This window comes from Paraburkholderia lebeckiae, from assembly GCF_014201005.1.
In the GTDB taxonomy this organism is placed as follows: domain Bacteria; phylum Pseudomonadota; class Gammaproteobacteria; order Burkholderiales; family Burkholderiaceae; genus Paraburkholderia; species Paraburkholderia tuberum.
On sequence record NZ_JACHDK010000045.1, the window covers coordinates 1 to 17,627 of the forward strand.

12 protein-coding genes and 2 pseudogenes are annotated in these 17,627 nt (G+C 62.8%); 4 read left to right on the forward strand and 10 right to left on the reverse strand.

What is annotated here, in order from left to right; genetic code table 11:
• From HDG39_RS33715 to HDG39_RS33725, 3 genes are all read left to right on the forward strand, one after another.
• Positions 1 to 790 (forward strand): TolC family protein (locus HDG39_RS33715; protein WP_184012499.1); only part of this gene is annotated, 790 nt, incomplete at its 5' end.
• Positions 787 to 1,998, forward strand: a complete 1,212-nt coding sequence (locus HDG39_RS33720; protein WP_184012501.1) for an efflux RND transporter periplasmic adaptor subunit — start codon at positions 787 to 789, stop codon at positions 1,996 to 1,998. The genes HDG39_RS33715 and HDG39_RS33720, both read left to right, overlap by 4 nt.
• Positions 1,995 to 5,108 (forward strand): efflux RND transporter permease subunit, encoded by a 3,114-nt coding sequence (locus HDG39_RS33725; protein WP_184012503.1) that lies wholly within the window; start codon positions 1,995 to 1,997, stop codon positions 5,106 to 5,108. Before HDG39_RS33720 ends, HDG39_RS33725 begins: the two co-directional genes overlap by 4 nt.
• Before the next feature lie 125 nt (positions 5,109 to 5,233).
• Here HDG39_RS33725 and HDG39_RS33730 read toward each other — a convergent pair whose 3' ends face one another.
• From HDG39_RS33730 to HDG39_RS33765, 8 genes are all read right to left on the reverse strand, one after another.
• On the reverse strand, positions 5,234 to 5,860 hold the full coding sequence (locus tag HDG39_RS33730; protein WP_184012505.1) for a PqiC family protein: 627 nt from the start codon (positions 5,858 to 5,860) through the stop codon (positions 5,234 to 5,236).
• Positions 5,857 to 7,518, reverse strand: coding sequence for a PqiB family protein (locus tag HDG39_RS33735; RefSeq protein WP_184012507.1), 1,662 nt, complete (start codon positions 7,516 to 7,518; stop codon positions 5,857 to 5,859). Before HDG39_RS33735 ends, HDG39_RS33730 begins: the two co-directional genes overlap by 4 nt.
• Positions 7,519 to 7,520: 2 nt before the next feature.
• Entirely contained in the window at positions 7,521 to 8,138 is a 618-nt protein-coding gene (locus HDG39_RS33740; protein ID WP_184012509.1) for a paraquat-inducible protein A, read from the reverse strand.
• Positions 8,135 to 8,752, reverse strand: coding sequence for a paraquat-inducible protein A (locus HDG39_RS33745; RefSeq protein ID WP_221305964.1), 618 nt, complete (start codon positions 8,750 to 8,752; stop codon positions 8,135 to 8,137). Before HDG39_RS33745 ends, HDG39_RS33740 begins: the two co-directional genes overlap by 4 nt.
• Before the next feature lie 7 nt (positions 8,753 to 8,759).
• On the reverse strand, positions 8,760 to 9,752 hold the full coding sequence (locus tag HDG39_RS33750) for a LysR family transcriptional regulator (protein WP_311668036.1): 993 nt from the start codon (positions 9,750 to 9,752) through the stop codon (positions 8,760 to 8,762).
• 298 nt (positions 9,753 to 10,050) lie between these two features.
• Entirely contained in the window at positions 10,051 to 13,125 is a 3,075-nt protein-coding gene (locus HDG39_RS33755) for an efflux RND transporter permease subunit (RefSeq protein ID WP_184012511.1), read from the reverse strand.
• 12 nt (positions 13,126 to 13,137) lie between these two features.
• Positions 13,138 to 14,319, reverse strand: a complete 1,182-nt coding sequence (locus HDG39_RS33760) for an efflux RND transporter periplasmic adaptor subunit (protein WP_260328447.1) — start codon at positions 14,317 to 14,319, stop codon at positions 13,138 to 13,140.
• A 3-nt stretch (positions 14,320 to 14,322) separates the two neighbouring features.
• Positions 14,323 to 15,882: an efflux transporter outer membrane subunit gene (locus HDG39_RS33765; RefSeq protein WP_311668039.1), complete on the reverse strand. Its 1,560-nt coding sequence runs from the start codon at positions 15,880 to 15,882 to the stop codon at positions 14,323 to 14,325.
• Positions 15,883 to 15,958: 76 nt separating this feature from the next.
• Here HDG39_RS33765 and HDG39_RS35760 point away from each other — a divergent pair, with 76 nt between their 5' ends.
• Positions 15,959 to 16,528, forward strand: coding sequence for a TetR/AcrR family transcriptional regulator (locus HDG39_RS35760; protein ID WP_184012513.1), 570 nt, complete (start codon positions 15,959 to 15,961; stop codon positions 16,526 to 16,528).
• Positions 16,529 to 16,705: 177 nt separating this feature from the next.
• Here HDG39_RS35760 and HDG39_RS35515 read toward each other — a convergent pair.
• Positions 16,706 to 16,846, reverse strand: a pseudogene (locus HDG39_RS35515) (EAL domain-containing protein); the annotation flags it as partial.
• Positions 16,847 to 17,371: 525 nt separating this feature from the next.
• Positions 17,372 to 17,627, reverse strand: a pseudogene (locus HDG39_RS33780) (hypothetical protein); the annotation flags it as partial.

Sequence of the window (17,627 nt, forward strand, 5' to 3'; positions counted from 1 at the left end):
GGTACAGCAGCAGCGCAACGCGCTGGCCACCTTCCAGGCGGCCGTGCCGGCGCTGCAACAGCAGCTCGACACCAACATCCATGCGCTTGCGGTGCTGGCGGGCACCGCACCTGAACAATTCACGGTCAGCGACGCCGCGCTCGCCGACATCCCGATTCCCCAACCGCGCCCGAATCTGCCCGCGAGCCTGCTGGAAACGCGCCCCGACATCCGTTCGAAGGAAGCGCAGCTGCGGTCGGCGAATCAGAGTGTCGGCGCGGCGCGCGCGGCCTTTCTGCCGAACATCGTACTGACCGCGGACGGCGGGCTGAGCAGCAAGTCGCTGTCGCATTTCCTGTCGAGCCCGTTCGCCAGTCTCGCCACCTCGCTGGCGGCGCCAATCTTCGATGGCGGCGCGCTGCGTGGCCAGTTGCACGCGAGCCAGGCGGCCGAAGCGAAGGGCGTCGCGGATTACCGGCAAGCCGTCATAACCGCGCTGCAGGACGTGGAGGACTCGCTCACGGCGGCGCAACAGCAGCAGCTCGCGGAAGTCGCTGACCAGAACGCCGCCGACGCCGCCCGCAAAGCCGCTACGCTCGCGCAAGCCCAGTACAAGCTCGGCACCGTCGACTTTCTGACCGTGCTCGATACGCAACGCACGCTGTATCAGTCCGAAGACACGCTGGTGCAGGCGCGGCTCGCGCGCCTGCAAGCGTCCGTGAGCCTGTTTCGCGCGTTCGGCGGCGGCTTCGGCGTGACCGACGATAGCGATAGCAGCACCGCCTCCACCTCTACGTCATCCCGCTCATGAAATCTGCACACCTTCCGAACCACGAGGCGCCCCGCGGACGCGGCCGCGCGCCGCTCATCCTGGCATTCGTCGTCGTTGTCGCGATGTTGGCGGTGTGGTTCTGGCCGCGGCACCCGGCGGTCAAGGCGGCGACCGCCGTGCCGGTCAACGCCGGTCATCCGGTGAGCCGCGACTTTCCGATTCGCGTCGCCGCGGTGGGCACGGTGCTCGCGCTCAATACCGTGGACGTCAAAGTACGTGTCGACGGGCAATTGCAGCGCGTCGCCTTCACTGAAGGACAGGACGTCAAAGCCGGCCAGTTGCTGGCGCAACTCGATCAGGGACCGCTCACTGCCCAGTTGCATCAAGCGGAAGCGGCGCAGCGCAAAGACCAGGCATCGCTCGATAACGCGCGGCTCGATCTCGCGCGCTACTCGCAACTGGTCGGCATCGGCGCGGCGACGACTCAGGCGGTGGACACCGCGAAGGCGCAAGTCGAAGCGCTCTCCGCGACGGTCGCTGCGGACGCCGCGCTGGTGCAAAGCGACCGGCTGCAATTGAGCTTCACCACGTTGAGCGCGCCGTTCACCGGACGCGTCGGCGCACGCGAGGCCGATATCGGCGCGATCGTCCATCCGACCGACACCACCGGCATCGTCACCGTCACGCAGATGGAGCCGATCACCGTGCTGTTCTCCGTGCCGCAGGACGTGCTGCCTGAACTGCTCGCGAATCAGGCGAAAGCGCCGCTGGCGGTGAACGTGACCACGCGTTCCGGCAGCACGCCGCTCGCCGACGGCACGCTGGTGTTCATCGACAGCACGGTCGATCCTACGACCGGCCAGATCAGGCTCAAGGCTTCGTTCACCAACCAGGACCGCAAGCTGTGGCCCGGCGAGCTGGTGAATGCGCGCGTGCTGGTGCGCACCGATACGCAGCGGCTCGCGGTGCCGAGCCGCGCGGTGGTGAACTCGCAGAACGGCACGCAGCTCTATTTGATCGCCGCGAACGGCACCGCGCAGATGCGCCCGGTGCAAACCGGTATCACCGTCGATGGCATGACGGAGATACGCAGTGGCATCGCGCCCGCGGATCTCGTCGTGTTCGATGGCCAAAGCCGCTTGAACCCGGGCGTGCATGTGACGGCGACCACGGTTCCCGCCAGTTCCGAAGCGCCGCCCAACGCGAATCTGGCAGGCAGCCAGACTGATCAGGATATTCCGTCATGAGCCTCATGGAACTGTTCATCAAGCGGCGCATCGCGACGAGTTTTCTGGCGATCGCAGTGCTGCTGGTCGGCGCGGTGGCGTATTTTCTGCTGCCGGTCGCGCCGCTGCCGCAGGTCGATTTTCCGACCATTCAGATTGTCGCCAAGTTGCCCGGCGCGAGCGCGGAAACCATGGCGACCTCGGTGGCGACACCACTGGAGCGGCAACTTTCGCTGATTGCGGGCGTGACGCAGATGACGTCGTCGAGCTCGCTCGGCAACACCAGCATTGCCGTGCAATTCGATCTCTCGCGCGACATCAATGGCGCGGCGCAGGATGTGCAGACCGCGATCAACGCAGCCGGCGGCACGTTGCCGAAGAACCTGCCGAACCCGCCGACCTATCAGAAAGTCAATCCGGCCGACTTCACGTTGCTGTCACTGGCGCTGACGTCGCCATCGCTCACGCTCACGCAACTCGACAGCTACGCCGAAGACTATCTCGCGCAACAGATCTCGCAGATGCCCGGCGTCGGTCTGGTTGATTTCCACGGCCAGCAGCGGCCCGCAGTGCGTATTCAGCTCGACCCCGACAAGCTCACCGCGCGTGGCCTGACGCTGGAAGACGTGCGCTCGATCGTCGGCGTGCAGACGGTCAATGCACCGAAGGGCAGCCTGAACGGTCCGGATCGCTCGGTGATCTTCAACGCGACCGACCAGATCACGACCGCCTCGCAGTATCGCGATCTGGTGGTCGCGTACAAGAACGGCGCGCCGATTCGCGTGTCCGATCTCGGCACGGTGCTGAACGCCGCCGAAGACAATCAGCAAGCCGCATGGCTTCAGCACGACCGCGCGATCATTCTCGACATTCACAAGCAGCCGGGCTACAACGTCGTGCAGACGATCGCCAACATCACGGCGAAGCTGCCCGCGCTTGAAGCAATGCTGCCCGCGGCCGCGCATTTGCATGTGGTGGGCGACCGCACGCAAACCATCAACGCGTCGGTGCACGACGTGCAGTTCACGCTGATGCTGACGATCGCGCTCGTCGTCATGGTGATCTTCTCGTTCCTGCGCAACGTATGGGCGACCATCATTCCGAGCCTGACGATTCCGCTTTCGCTGGTCGCCACGTTCGGCGTCATGTATCTGCTCGGCTATAGCCTCGACAATCTGTCGCTGATGGGCTTGACCATCGCGGTAGGCTTCGTGGTGGACGATGCGATCGTCGTGATCGAAAACGTCATGCGGCATATCGAAGACGGCGTGCCGAGAATGAAGGCAGCCTTGCTTGGCGCGATGGAAGTGCGCTTCACGATCATTTCGATGACCATCTCGCTGATCGCCGTGTTCATCCCGATCCTGCTGATGGGCGGCATCGTCGGCCGGCTGTTCCGCGAATTCGCAGTGACGGTGAGCGCCGCGATAGTGATGTCGGCGCTGGTATCGCTGAGCGTCACGCCGATGCTGTGCGGCTGGCTGATCCGTTTGCCTGAGCCGGATGGCGGCGGCCGGATGCGCGGGCTCGAAGCATGGCTCGAAGCCGTCTTTAGCGCAGTAGAGCGGCGCTACGAGCGCGGCCTCGATTGGGTGCTGGACCGCCAGAAGCTGATGCTGGCTGTCACGGTGGCGACGATCGTCGCCACCGGCGCGTTGTTCGTCGCGATCCCCAAGGGATTTTTCCCGCAGGAGGACTCCGGTCTGATCATGGGCGTCGCCCAGGCCGCGCCGGATATTTCGCCCCGCTCGATGTCGCAGAAGATGCAGCAGGTGGGCCATATCATCGAGGCCGACCCCGCCGTCGACAACGTTTACTACTGGATGGGTCCTAACCCGACCGTGAGCCAGGGGCGCGTCATGATCAACCTGAAACCGTTCGCTCAGCGCAAGGACAGTGCTGCGCAGGTGCTCAATCGTTTAAAGCCGCAGTTGGCGAAGGTCATGGGCATCTCGTTGTCGATGCAGGTCCGGCAGGATATTCAGGTGGGCGGCCGTATCAGCGCCGCGCAGTATCAGTACACGTTGCAGGACCCTGACATCAACGAGTTGAATCACTGGGCGGGCGTACTGACCGATCGCCTGTCGAAGCTGCCGCAATTGGCCGACGTCACGTCCGACCAGCAGGCCGCCGCTACCAGCGCGACACTCGTGATCGATCGCAGCACCGCTTCGCGTTTCGGCATCACGGCGCAAGCCATCGACGACACGCTTTACGATGCATTCGGCCAGCGGCAGATTGCGACGCTCTTCACGCAGCTGAATCAGTACCACGTCGTCGAGGAAGTCGATCCGCACTTTCAATTGACGACGGATGCACTGGCGCATCTCTACGTGCGTTCGCCGCTCACGAACGAACTGGTGCCGCTCGACACGCTCGCCAGGATCGAAAACAATGTGTCGCCGATCTCGGTGAATCACCAGGGCTTGTTCCCGGCCGTGACGATCTCATTCAATCTGGCGGCGGGTCAGTCGCTTGGCAACGCGGTGGCGGCGATTCGCCAGGCCGAAGTCGCGGCAGGCAAGCCAGATAGTTTGACGGGCTCGTTTCAGGGCACTGCGCAGGCGTTCCAGGCGTCGCTCGCGAGTGAGCCGTATCTGATCGCCGCGGCGCTCGTGGTGGTCTATCTGATTCTCGGCATCCTGTACGAGAGCGCGATTCATCCGCTCACCATCATTTCGACGCTGCCCTCGGCGGGTGTGGGTGCGTTGCTCGCGTTGATGCTGTGCGGTCAGGATCTGTCGATCATGGGCATGATTGGCATCATCCTGCTGATTGGTATCGTCAAGAAGAACGCGATCATGATGATCGACTTCGCGCTGGTGGCCGAGCGCGAGCAGGGTATGTCGCCGCGAGAAGCGATCCGGCAGGCCTGTGTGCTGCGCTTCCGTCCAATCATGATGACAACGCTCGCCGCTCTGTTCGGCGCACTGCCGCTTGCGCTAGGGCACGGCGCCGGTGCCGAATTGCGCGTGCCGCTCGGCATAGCGATTGTAGGCGGACTGATTGTTTCGCAAATGCTGACGTTGTTCACGACGCCGGTCGTGCACCTGTGGTTTGACCGTCTGTCGCATTGGCTCGCTGATTGGCGTACGAAGGGCAGTGCGGTCGAGCAGCATACCGTCGCTTGACGGCCTTCAGCCTGCCCGGGGGGCTTCTTTGTCACCAGCAGGGCGAGACGAAAGACGAAGTTCGGTACTTTGCGCATGATGGTGGACCCGGCAAGGGCACGTAATTGCGTATGGCGTGTGATGGCTCAGGCCTGTGGCGTGCAGCCATGCTGTCGCGACTGCGCCCAGCCTCGCGCATCCTCCGTGATGCGGCCGGCCAGGCTCGCAATGGCGAGTTGCTGCGCGCGCACCAGGTCCGCGTAACCACCCGGCGCCGCCTGCTGCAGCTGCGTATGGCAGCTCAGGCGGACACCGTTGGGGTCTTGCGCGAAACCGAGGCTCCAGTCAGCCTCGAGCTGCACCGCGTGCCCCGGCCACGCGTCGAGGCGCCGGATCTGCAGCCGGATGCCCAGCAGCGGTTGATTGATCGGCCGGGCGAGACCGGCCACATCCTGGGTGCCCAGGCGGCGCACCAGTTCGGTGGATAGCGCGGCGCGCAGTTGATCGCCCAGCGGGGCGACCCAGCGCTCGTCGTCGAGCACCGCAACGCCGCTGTCGCCCTGCCGTACGACCATCGCCTGCTGGTCGAGCTCGGCGGGAACGCCCACTGGCAGCACGTCGATCGCGAACGGCGCGGCTGGCTGGGCCGAAGCGGGCTGTGCTGCCGGGGAAACCAGCGTGTAGTAGTGCACCGGCGCGGACGCGCAGGCGCTCAGGGCCAGCGCGACGGTGAACGTGACTGCGCGCAGGCTGGCGCGGGCTGAAAAACTCATTGTTTGGACTCCTGTGAAGCAGAGGGGCTGGCCGCGGTGACCGGGGCCACGGCTGACTGATCCGCTGCATGGCCGCGCAGCAGCGCTTCCGGATGGCGGCCGAGCAGATCAGTGAGCGTGCGCAGCGAGCGGGCAGTGCGCTGCACTTCCTGCAGCGTCTGGCCCAGGTTCTCCTGGAGCGGCCCGTCTTCGGCCAGCATGCCCTGCGCGGCGCCGAAGGTCTGGCGAGCCTGCTCCAGGGTTTGCGTGGTCGCCGGCAGCACCTGGCCGTTGATCTGCTTCAGGGTGCTGCCCAGGTCCGCCAGACCCGTGTCGAGATGGCGTGCGATGGAGTCGAGCGGCATTTTGTCGATCTTGCCCACGATGCTCGCCACCTGCTCCTGCAACTGGTCGAAGCCGCCGCTCGTGGTCGGCAGCGTAAGCGGTCGCGCATCGGCGTCGTATGAGACCTTCGGGGCGTTCGGTACGAACTCGAGCGAAATATAGAGCTGTCCGGTCAGCAGATTGCCGGAGCGCGCCTGTCCGCGCAGACCGTGCGCGACCATGGTGGACAGGAAATGCGCTGCCTTTTCAATATCGCCATTTATTCTGGGCAGCTTGTCGAGCGCCGGTCCAAGCCGCTGCGGATAGACCTCGATGCCGACGATCATGGGAAAACGCTGCGTGGCCGGGTCGTAATCGAGTTTCATGGAAACCACGCGTCCGAAGTTGATTCCCGAAAACACCACGGGAGCGCCCATGGACAGGCCGCGCAGCGACTGTGCGAAGCGCAACTCGATGTACTGGGCCGGACCGTCTGGCGGCGCCATCGCCGTATCTTCGTCTTTCGCCAGAATGAACTGGCTGCCGCCTAGGCCGGCGGCGGTGCTACCGACGGGCGTGGCGAACGCAATTCCGCCGCCAACGATCGCGGCCACGGATTGCGTCTTGAGCTTGAAACCGTCGGCCCCCAGCGAGAGGTCGACCCCGCTCGCATTCCAGAAGTGGGTATCCGCCGTGACAAACCGGTGATACGGTGAATCGACGAAGATCTGTACGCTGACGCCGTGGCCATCGGCGTCGAGCCGATACGACGCGACGCGGCCGACCTGAATGCGCCGGTAGTAAACGGGCGAGCCGATGTCGAGCGAACCGAGGTCGTCCGCATGAATCGTGAAACTCTTTCCCGGCGTCCCACTGATGACGGCGGGAGGCGTCTCCAGCCCCGTGAACGCTGTGCGCGCGACCTCCGAAGTGCCGGTGTCCACGCCGATATAGGCGCCGGACAGCAGCGTGTCCATACCCGAGACACCGGTCATGCCCAAACGAGGCCGGACGACCCAGAAGCGGCTGTCCGCGCGCGCCAGGCTCCGCGCGCTCCTGGCAAGCGAAACCGAGGCGACCACGTGTGAGCCATCGTCGCTGAGCGCGACCGTCGATACGGTTCCGACCGTCACGTCCTTGTATTTGACAGGGGTCTTGCCGGCCTCCAGCCCCGCAGCGGTCCTGAACGAGATGGCGATTTCCGGTCCCGCCGAGAGCCACGCGTGGATCACCATCGACAGCCCGATCAGCGCGGCGACGAGCGGCACGAGCCAGACGGGCGATACCCGCCAGCGGCTATGCGTGACGACAGGATCGAGAGGTTCGGGTAGCGGCTTGTTTGATACAGGATTCATGTTTACTCAGCGTCCCAGATGAGTCGGGGGTCGAAATTGATGGCGCAGAGCATGGTGAGGATCACCGCGAGGCCGAAGAAAAGAATGCCGATGCGCGGTTCGCTGTCGGACAGCGCATGGAAGCGGACTAACGCGCAGACGATTGCCACCACCATCACGTCGAGCATCGACCAGTAGCCGACCGCTTCGACGAGCCGGTACAAACGGGCACGCTCGCTCATTGCCCAGCGACTGCGCCGCTGGGTGGTAACGAGCAGCATGCTGAGGATCAGGAACTTGGCGCACGGCACGACTACGCTTGCAATAAAGATCACCGACGCAATGCCCCAGGACCCTGCTTTCCAGAACTCCACGACGCCGTAGAGAATCGTGCTGTCGCTGCCGTGTCCCAGAAGGCTCGTGTGCATTACCGGCAGCACGTTGGCGGGGACGTAGAAAATCAGGGAAGCGATCAGGAACGCCCACGACCATGCGATGCTGTCCGGGCGGCGCCGATGCAGCGCTAGTCCGCAGCGCGGGCATTGGGCGTCTCCGCTCAGGCGCGGAATATGTGCGCAAACCAGTCCGCATCCATGGCAGGCAATCAGGCCGAGCTGTCCCGCGCGAGGAGGTGGCTTCATGCTGTCTCCGCGTCGGTCCATTCCCACAGCAGGTGGACATCGCGACTGGCGATGATGGTGATTAGCACCATGAGCGTTGCCGTGGCCCAGATGCCGGGACCGGCTGCCACCTGCACGAAGCTGGAAAGTTTGATGACGGCTACGAGCATGCCAAGTACGCCGACCTCGACGATGCTCCAAGGGCGCAGCATCGCAAGCAGCCTCATGCTCCACGCGAAACCCGGCGCCCGGCGTGCGGCGCGGGCAAATGCCAGCACCCAGCCGAGCAGCGCGATCTGCAGAAGTGGCACCACGACGATCATCATCGCAGTGGCGAGCGCAATCGGTGCGACCGCGCCGTGTGCCAGCGCTGCCGCAGACTGCCAGAGCGTCGTCTCGCTGTGCAGGCCCTGCAGGGAAATTCGGATCACCGGGCAGACGTTAGCGATCACGAAGACGATGGCTGCGGCGACGGTTAGCGCGAGCCACCGATCGACATCGAGCTGGCTCGCGCGATAGAGGACGGCCGAACATTGCCCGCAGCGCGCCACCTCGCGCGTGGCCAGCGCGCGGCGGCGGTACACGCTGTCACAATGCTCGCAGACGACGAGAGCAGGGAAGGTTTGCATGAGCATCTGGCAATCAGGACGGCCTGTCACTGCCGGCGGCCACCGTCTTCGGCCGCTGCTGCGCGTGGCCCATCTGAGCCGCGCGCGCGTCGAAGTACGACGTCGCGTAGTCGATGAACGCCCGGACCTTCGCCGTCATCAGGCTCCGGTCCCGATATGCGAGCCTCAGCTCAGCCTGCGCGCTCACGACCTCGAAGTCGGGCAGCAGCTGTACCAGCCGGCCATCGTCCAGCTCCTTGCCGACCATCGTAAGAGGCAACGCGCCGAGACCAGCACCGCTCACCACCAGTTCCTTGTTCAACGCGGCGTTGTTGGTCGAAACGTCGTGTTCCAGTGGCACGGCAAACTGTTCGCCACCGCGCTGGAATCGCAGTTGTGGTTCGCTGATCGAGGCGAGTATTGTGATGAAGCGGAATGCGGCGAGATCGTTGGGCCTTTGCGGTAGCTGGCGCCCCTGCAGGTAGCTGGGCGAGCCCACCACGGCGAGGGGCAGGCGGCACAACGCACGGGTGATCGTGAGCTCGCTCGTCAGCATGAACGGCAGCACGATGCCGAGATCAAAGGCTTCCTTGATCAGGTCGACTGGCCGTTCCGCCAGCGTCAATTCGAGCTGCACGGCTGGGTACCGGGCACGGAACCCGGCGATCAGCGGTGGCAACTCTAGCACCGCCGCGGTGGTGTGGGCGACGAGCCGCAGTACCCCCGCAGGCTCCCGTGCGCGCAGCCCGGTACCGGCTTCGAGCAGGTCCAGTTCAGCCACCACGCGCGAGCAGCCGGCGTGAAACTCGTCCCCGGCTTCAGTGAGTGCGAGGTGTCGGGTCGTGCGCTGAAAAAGACGTACGCCGAGCCTGGTTTCGAGCCCCGTTATCGCGCGCGAGACGATTGACGTCGAGACGCCGAGCTTATTTGCGGCGTGCGTGAAGCTCTGCATTTCGGCGACGGTGCAAAAAATCCGCAGCGTTTCGAGGTGGTCCATAATGAATGTCTGCTCAAGTTCGACTGACACGTCGGCGATCGACCGGAAGGGTCGATTTTTTTGGAATGGCGCCGAAGTGACCCATTTTCCCGCCCAGTCTTCGCAATCCAATGCTCACGACAGAAACGTCGAACGCCGAGTCCGCTTGCCGTCCATGCCCCGGCCATCTCGGGCCAGAACGCCTCGCCCTGCCGGGTATCGCCCTGCGCGGCATGAGCGAGAGAAACACCCTTGTGTTGGTGGACGGTGAGCGCTCCGCGCCGTATGCCTTCGCATCGGGCGGTACCATCTAAGAAGCGGCCGCTTCACCGCCGAGGTCGAGCAGAGACTAGACCATCTCCGCCGTCTGCATCCTTGACTCGGTCGACTCCTTTGCATGTCGAGCAGCGAACGCGAGATAAACCGCTGGCACCACGAACAGCGTAAACAGCGTGCCTATCGACAACCCGCTGCCGATCACCAGCCCCATGTTGAAGCGCGACGCCGCACCCGCACCTGAGGACAGAATCAATGGCACGACGCCGAGCACCATCGCCGCGGTAGTCATCAGGATCGGCCGCAAGCGGTTCCCCGCCGCATGGACGATGGCTTCGAGTTTCGACATGCCCTCGTGCTGCGCCGCATTCGCGACTTCCACAATCAGAATGCCGTGCTTGCTGATCAGCCCCATCAGTGTCACCAGCCCGACCTCCGTGTAGGTATTCAGCGACGCCCCTCCCAGCCCAAGGCTGATGAACACGAGCGCACCCGCTACCGACATCGGGATCGAAACAAGGATCACCAACGGGTCGCGGAAGCTCTCGAACAACGCCGCGAGACTCAGGTAGATGATGATCAGCGCAAGAACAAAGGTGCCCACAAATCCGCTCGATTCCTGCACGAGTTGACGTGAAGGGCCGGCATAGTCGATCGACACGTCCGCCGGCAGCGTACGCGCCGCAAGCGCCTGCAGCGACCTCAGCGCGGCGTCCTGCGAGACGCCGAGCGCGGGCACGCCGGAGATCGTCGCCGAGTTCACCTGCTGGAAATGATTGATAGTTTCAGGCACGGTTTCGGTCCGCACATGGGCGATCGACGATAACGGCACGGGCACGTCATTCACAGTCGCGACCTGGTAATTCATGACCTGGTCGGGCGTCAGGCGCGAGCGCTGCTGCACCTGGGCAATGACCTTGTAGGAGCGGGAATCGAGACTGAAGTAATTCGTATAACCGCCCCCTAACAGACCTCCCAGCGCCGTGCCGACCTGCTGCATCGTCAAGCCGAGTTGTGAGGCCTTGTCGCGGTCGATATCGAACACTTTCTGCGGCTGGTCGACCTTGAGGTCGCTATCGATAAATAGAAACATGCCACTGGCGGCGGCCTGCGAGAAGAATTTCTGAGCCTCTACATTCAGCTTATCCAGCGGCTGTGTCGACTTGAGCACGAACTGGATCGGCAAGCCTTGCGAACCAGGCAGCGAAGGCTGCTGAAACGCGGCGATCTTCTGACCTGCCACCTTGTTGACCTGGTTCTGCAGATCGCGCTGGATATCCGTCGCAGTACGATGACGCTCATCCCACGGCTTGAACGTCACACCGGCAATCGACTGTGATGTGCTCTCGACCTGGAACGTCTGCGCGGCCTCGGGAACGCTGGCCAGGATGTCGGCGACCTGACGGCCGAACGCCTCCTTTTGCTGTAGCGTCGCGTCCGGCGCGGAAGTCGGCTGCAGAATGACGACCCCTTGATCCTCTTGCGGTGCGAGTTCGCTGTCGGCACTGGTGTAGAGGAAATAGATGCTCGAAATTACCAGCCCGGTAAACAATAGCGTCACCGGGACCGTCCGCAAACTGTTGCGCAGCAGCCGTTCATAGCCACGCCGCAGCGAACCGAAAACATGATCGATCGTCTCGACAATGCGCGTGACAAAACGGCCGCTCTCATTGTGCGGCTTCAAGAACTGGCCGCACATCATCGGCGACAGCGTCAGAGAAACGACCGCTGACATGGTCACCGCGCCAACCAGCGTGAACGCGAACTCGGTGAATAATGCGCCGGTCAGTCCACCCTGAAAACCGATCGGCACATAGACGGCGATCAGGACGATAGTCATCGCGATGATAGGGCTGGCGAGGTCGCGCGCGGCCTTGATCGCGGCATCGCGTGGTCGCATGCCCGCTTCGAGATGACTGCTCACGCTCTCGACCACAATGATCGCGTCATCGACCACCAGCCCGATCGCCAGTACTAGCGCGAGCAAGGTCAGCAGGTTGATCGAGAAGCCTAGCGCGAGCATCACGCCGAAGGTGCCCACCAGTGACAACGGAATCGCGATGACCGGAATCAGCACGGAGCGCGGCGCGCCGAGGAAGGCAAACACCACCAGCGTGACGATCACCACCGTCTCGATCAACGCGTTCTTGACCTCACGAATCGAACTGTCAACGAATACCGTGGAGTCGTAGATGACCGAACCGCGCAATCCCGCCGGCAGTGCCTTCTGAATGTCGGGCAACACAGCCTTCACGCCCTTGATCACATCGAGCAGGCTCGCCCCGGGCACCAACTTGATCCCCACGTACACGCCCTTCTGGCCGTTATACGAAACGCCGGATTCATAGTCGTCCGAGCCGAGCGTGACGTTGGCCACATCCTTCAGCCTGATGATGCCGCCATTGACCTGCTTGATCACGAGATCGCGGAACTGCTGCACCGAATGCAGATCCGTCGATGCGGTGAGGTTGAACTGCACCATCTGCCCTTTGGTGGTTCCCAGTCCCGCGATCACGCTGTTCGAGGAAAGCGCGTTAGTGACATCGGTCGCGGTAAGGCCGTACCCCGCGAGCTTCTGCGGATCGAGCCACGCGCGCAGCGCAAAATTCTGGGGTCCCAGCAGTTCGGCCGTCTGCACGCCTTGCACTGCCTGCAGACGCGGCTGCACGTTGCGCACGAGGTAGTCGGTGATCTGGTTGGGCCTGAGTTCATCGCTCGAAAAGCCGATAATCAATGCGTCCAGCGACTGTCCGATCTCGACCGTGATGGCCGGCTGCTGCACGCCGCTCGGCAACTGGTTGAGCACCGAGTTGATCTTGGCGTTGATCTCGGTGATCGCTTTGTCAGGGTCGAAGTTGAGCACGAGGTTCGCGGTGATCGTGCTGGTGCCGGCGACGCTCTTCGACGACAGGTAATCGATCCCGTTCGCCTGCGCGATGGCGTTTTCCAGCGGCGTGGTAACAAAACCCTCCACGGTCTGCGGATCGGCACCGTAGTACGTCGTGGTCACGGTCACCACCGCGTTTTCGGTTTTCGGGTACTCGAGAACCGGCAGCGAGGTGAACGCCTTGTAGCCGAGCACAAGGATCATCAGGCTGACCACGCACGCCAGTACAGGCCGGCGGATAAAGATGTCGGTAAATTTCATGAGCCGTCCTGTTCAGTGATCTTGCGGGACGGGCGCGGCGTCGTTGGGCAGCTTCACGCTGTTGTCGATCTGCACCAATGCGTCGTTGTGCAGCTTGAGTTGCCCCGCCGTCACCACCACGTCGCCGGCCTTCAGTCCCTTCAGGATGCTGGCCTGATCGCCGCGCGTCGCGCCGGTCGTCACGAACTGCTGGTGGACACTCGCCTGCGGCCTGCCCTGCGCGTCCTTGCGCTCGTGGACCACGTAGACGAGGCTGCCATATGGGTTGTACGTCACCGCCGTCTGCGGAATCGTCACGAGCGATTGCTCCGCGCCGCTCGCCACGCTGGCGGTAGCGAACATGCCAGGCAGCAGCGCACCGTCGGGGTTCGCAAACGACGCGCGTATCTGCAGCATGCGGCTCGAGGTGTCGACCTTCGAATTCATCGACGTGACCGTGCCAGTGAACGTCTTGCCGGGATACGCATCAACGCTCACCGATACGGTCTGTCCCACGCTGATCTGCCCACGCACCTGCTGCGGCAGATAGAAGTCGAGCAACATCGGGTCGAGTGCCTGCAACGTGACAACCGTCGTGCCGGCTGCCAGGTATTGACCCACATCGACCTGACGCACGCCCAGACGTCCCGAAAACGGCGCGCGGACGACCTTCTCGTTCATCAGCGCCTGTTGCGCCGCGACCTGCGCGCGCGCCGACTTCAGGTTGCTGAGATCTGTATCCACGGTCGACTGCGCCACGCCCTGCGCCGCAAGTTGCTGCAGGTCGCGCTTGTAGGTGATCTCGTACAGATCGGCAGTGGCCTGCAGTTGCGCGAGCTTGGCGGGATCGTCGTTCGGACGCAGGCGGAGCAGCACGGTCCCTTGCTTGACGTCGCGGCCGGACTCGAAGTCGATTTCATCGACCACGCCGCTCGTTTCCAGCGAAAGATCCGCACCCGTCGACGCTCGCAGCGATCCGACGCCCGTGAGCGTCGGCTGCCACGGCTGCAAGACAGCGGATGTTGTCGACACGGTTGCCTGTTGCGACTGGATGCCGGTCGTGACCTGCTTCAGGATGTGCCCCTTGAACAGGTGGAAACCAATCAGCGCGGCGGCGACCAGTCCCACTACCAGAAGCATCAGAAACAGGCGAAGCAGGGTTCGGGGCGGCCTCTGCCATTCAGGCGGGGTATTGGCGGTGTCAACAGTGGTCATGATTTAAAATGCTCCGCAACATTGCGCAACTTTGGGATCGACATCGTTTCGATGCCACCAGCCACCGCCCAGCGCCTGGAAGAGCGCGACGGTATCGGTATAGCGAGTGGCTTGAGAGGAAATCAGGTTGAGGCGCGCGCTCTGATCGGATTGCTCGGCGCTCAGCACATTGAGGTAGGTCCCGCCGCCCGCGCGGTACTGCGCCTGGGCGACCCTGAGGCTCGCAGCAGCTGTTTTCTGCGTCTCGAGGTTCGCAGCAAGCGTTTCGGCATCCCGATGGATGGCGACGAGCGCATTGGCCACGTCCTGAAACGCCGAGTTGACCGTGCTGCTGTACTGGGCGGCGGCGACATCGACCGCAGCATCGGCGGCGCGCTTCTTCGCCTTGAGTGTGCCGCCCTCGAAGACCGGCTGGGTGAGGCTACCCGCGAGGCTCCACACAATGCCTGCGGGATTGAAAAGGTTTGAGTAGCTGCTGCCATCGCGTCCATAACTGCCGGTCAGCGAAATCTGCGGCAACATGTTTGCCACCGCGATGCCGACGTTCGCCGTCGCCGAATGCAGCAAGGCGCCGTACGCCTGGATGTCGGGGCGCTGCGCAACCAGACTCGACGGCAGCGACACCGGCAGTTCCTCCGGCAGCACGAGGCTGGCGAGATCCAGCGTAAACCCGGTGTAGTCGGTCGGCAGGCCGCCCAGGTACACCGCGAGTTGATTGCGCTGCTGCTCGAGCTGCTTCTGCAAACCGGGCAGCGTGGCGATCTGCGCATCCAGCAGCGACTGCTGCTGCAGCACGTCCACCTGGCTTACGCCGCCGGCCTCGAAGCGGTAGCGCGTAACGTCGAGCGCGGCAGTATACGCACGGATGATCTCGTGTGTCGTATCAATCTGCGCCTGCAACGAAGCCTCGTTGATGGCCGCATTGACGACGTTCGCGATCAGCGTCAGTTCGGTCGCCTCCAGTTCGTAGCGCTCGTACTCGGCTTGGGCATTCAGTTGCTCGACTTGCCGGCGAACGCCGCCGAATGCATCGAGCGTGTACGACACGCTGAGCGATCCGCTTATGACGTTGTATGTCTTCGGCACCGGGCTCACCAGTGAGTTGCGCTCGCGCTCGGCCGATGTGCTCGCGCTGATTTGCGGGAAAAAACTGCCCTGCTCCGCACGGGTGTTCTCGCGCGCCTCGCGCAACGTCGCCTGAGCGGCGGCAAGCGTGGGATTGGCCTTGAGCGCGCGCTCGACCAGCGCGTTGATCTGCGGCGAATGGAACAGCGCCCACCAGTCACCCTGAATGTCGCGCCCCTCGACGAGGGTTTGCGCGGTGCCCGCGGTCGTGTCGGCGGAAACAGTGCGCGCGGGAACTGGCTTCTCCGTAAACTTCGACACAGTGGGCGTGGACGGAGCGGTGTAATTCGGTCCAACCGTGCAACCCGCGAGCATAGTCTCGAATGCCAGAAGTGCGGCCAACGAGAGAGACGCAAGCGGAGCGGCTCGCCCCTGCGCTACCGATGGGCGGCCGTTGTACTTCGGATGAATGTTTTTGGTAGTCTTTGACGTGCGCATGTGTTTCTATACCCATTAGTACAGCAAGCGATATGCTAGACTATAAAGTACAGAAATTGCAAGGAGGAATTATTACGTGCAGAAATGTTCGCCAGAGAGCCGCGTCGGTCGCCCGAAAGATGCCGCCAAGCACACGTCCATTGTGGAAGCGGCAACGAGGCTGTTCTCCGGGCAGCGCTACGACACCGTAACCATGGAGGCCGTCGCCGCAGAGGCGGGGGTGTCAAAGATGACGGTCTATAGCCATTTCTCGGACAAGGAGGCGTTATTCGAGGCAGTCGTGAGTGACGTTTCAGACCGGATGCTCCGGGTACTGCCGCCCGCGAGTTCCGAAAATTTACCCTTACGGGAACGGCTGTCTGCCATCGGCGCCGCATTCCTGAAGATCATCGTCAACGACCATGTTTCTGGCATGGCGCACGCCGGCATCATCAGCGCGGCCGAGGCGGGCAACGAACTGATCGTCGACTCGCCGGAGTTGGCGGCTCAAGACCTGGTGAGCCTGTGGGCAGGTGATCTGCAAGCGCGCATGGCATTCGGAGTTGTGAAGCCCGCAAGCGATAGGGAAATCAAGGAGCGTGCCCGCCGCGGCACGGACGTATTTTTACGTGCTTTTGGGAAAACGGGGAAGCGCGAGCCATCATGATGTCTGAAGAGTTTGCGCGGGGCAGCCGGCCTTCAGAAGACTTTCTGCGCCTGGAGGGTGCTGAACGCTGCTTCCTGTTAAACGCTCAGGGCGAGCAGATGGGCAGCGATATTATGGTGGGAGGACAGCTCGCTTCGCCATCGGACTTCCTTCGCCCCAGGGTGGACGCGTTGGGAGCCTACTGGTGCGGCCCAATACTGCAAGCGGATGAACGTCCTTTCCAGTAGGGTCGCGTACCCGGAGCAACGCCTCATATCCAATTGAGCGACGATGCGACAGGCTGAATATGGGCTGAAATGCGCTCGAAAGCGTCAGGTCACCAAGGCGTGCCGACGGATACAGAAGAGGCGGATTACTTCCGCGAAACTGCAGCAGGTCTGAGGGTCTCAAATGATTGTCTGGTGTTACGGCGTCGAAGGCTGGGAAGGGTCACGCCAACAAACCTACCTCGAACCATAGCCTCCTTCGCAAAGAATTTCATCGTTCCGGGGTTGCGTACCATGAGACTATTCGCCGGGCGCAAAGTATCATTTTCGTCATTCGCTTTCGAAGCTTGCTAAGGATAGCTTCTGGTTAGAACAACCGGCATCCGTTGCAGATGATCTATCGGTCGCATTAGTCATCTAGATGATGGAGAGAGCGAATTGAAAACGTGTCAAAAACAACAGTCAATCGTTGGTCACCACTTCTTCGGTTCTTTCTGAACAACAGCGTGGTCTCATCGGTGTGTCGGCCTTACTGAAGAACGTTTTTTCTTTGGCTACCTTGGCCGGCTTCGCAGCGATGCCTCTTGACCGCGCGCTAATCATTCTGGTCTGGCGCACCCAAAAATACGGGATGTAATCACATTTCGGGAACTTGGGATGACCAGGTCCCACGAAAAGTGTGCCCTGATCTGTCAGTACGCATGAGAGCGGTATGCCGTAGCTGTCGAAGAACGGTAATCGGGATGTCGGCAAGCGCGGCATCGCTGACCGTGAACTGTTCAGGTGCGGTGCCCGCCGGCACCGCAAGCGCATGGATGTTGGTGTCGAGCTGCTGTTGCAGCGCCGGCACGGCCGCCTGGAAGGTGGCCAGCGCGTTGCGCTGCTGCTGTACC

What these genes read in the sequence shown, in the direction of transcription:
- HDG39_RS33745 (WP_221305964.1), bottom strand. Translation starts at nt 8,752, where the DNA reads ATGCTCATGCAAACCTTCCCTGCTCTCGTCGTCTGCGAGCATTGTGAC.
- HDG39_RS33755 (WP_184012511.1), bottom strand. Translation starts at nt 13,125, where the DNA reads ATGAAATTTACCGACATCTTTATCCGCCGGCCTGTACTGGCGTGCGTG.
- HDG39_RS33725 (WP_184012503.1), top strand. Translation starts at nt 1,995, where the DNA reads ATGAGCCTCATGGAACTGTTCATCAAGCGGCGCATCGCGACGAGTTTT.
- HDG39_RS33730 (WP_184012505.1), bottom strand. Translation starts at nt 5,860, where the DNA reads ATGAGTTTTTCAGCCCGCGCCAGCCTGCGCGCAGTCACGTTCACCGTC.
- HDG39_RS33740 (WP_184012509.1), bottom strand. Translation starts at nt 8,138, where the DNA reads ATGAAGCCACCTCCTCGCGCGGGACAGCTCGGCCTGATTGCCTGCCAT.
- HDG39_RS33720 (WP_184012501.1), top strand. Translation starts at nt 787, where the DNA reads ATGAAATCTGCACACCTTCCGAACCACGAGGCGCCCCGCGGACGCGGC.
- HDG39_RS33735 (WP_184012507.1), bottom strand. Translation starts at nt 7,518, where the DNA reads ATGAATCCTGTATCAAACAAGCCGCTACCCGAACCTCTCGATCCTGTC.
- HDG39_RS33765 (WP_311668039.1), bottom strand. Translation starts at nt 15,882, where the DNA reads ATGCGCACGTCAAAGACTACCAAAAACATTCATCCGAAGTACAACGGC.
- HDG39_RS33760 (WP_260328447.1), bottom strand. Translation starts at nt 14,319, where the DNA reads ATGACCACTGTTGACACCGCCAATACCCCGCCTGAATGGCAGAGGCCG.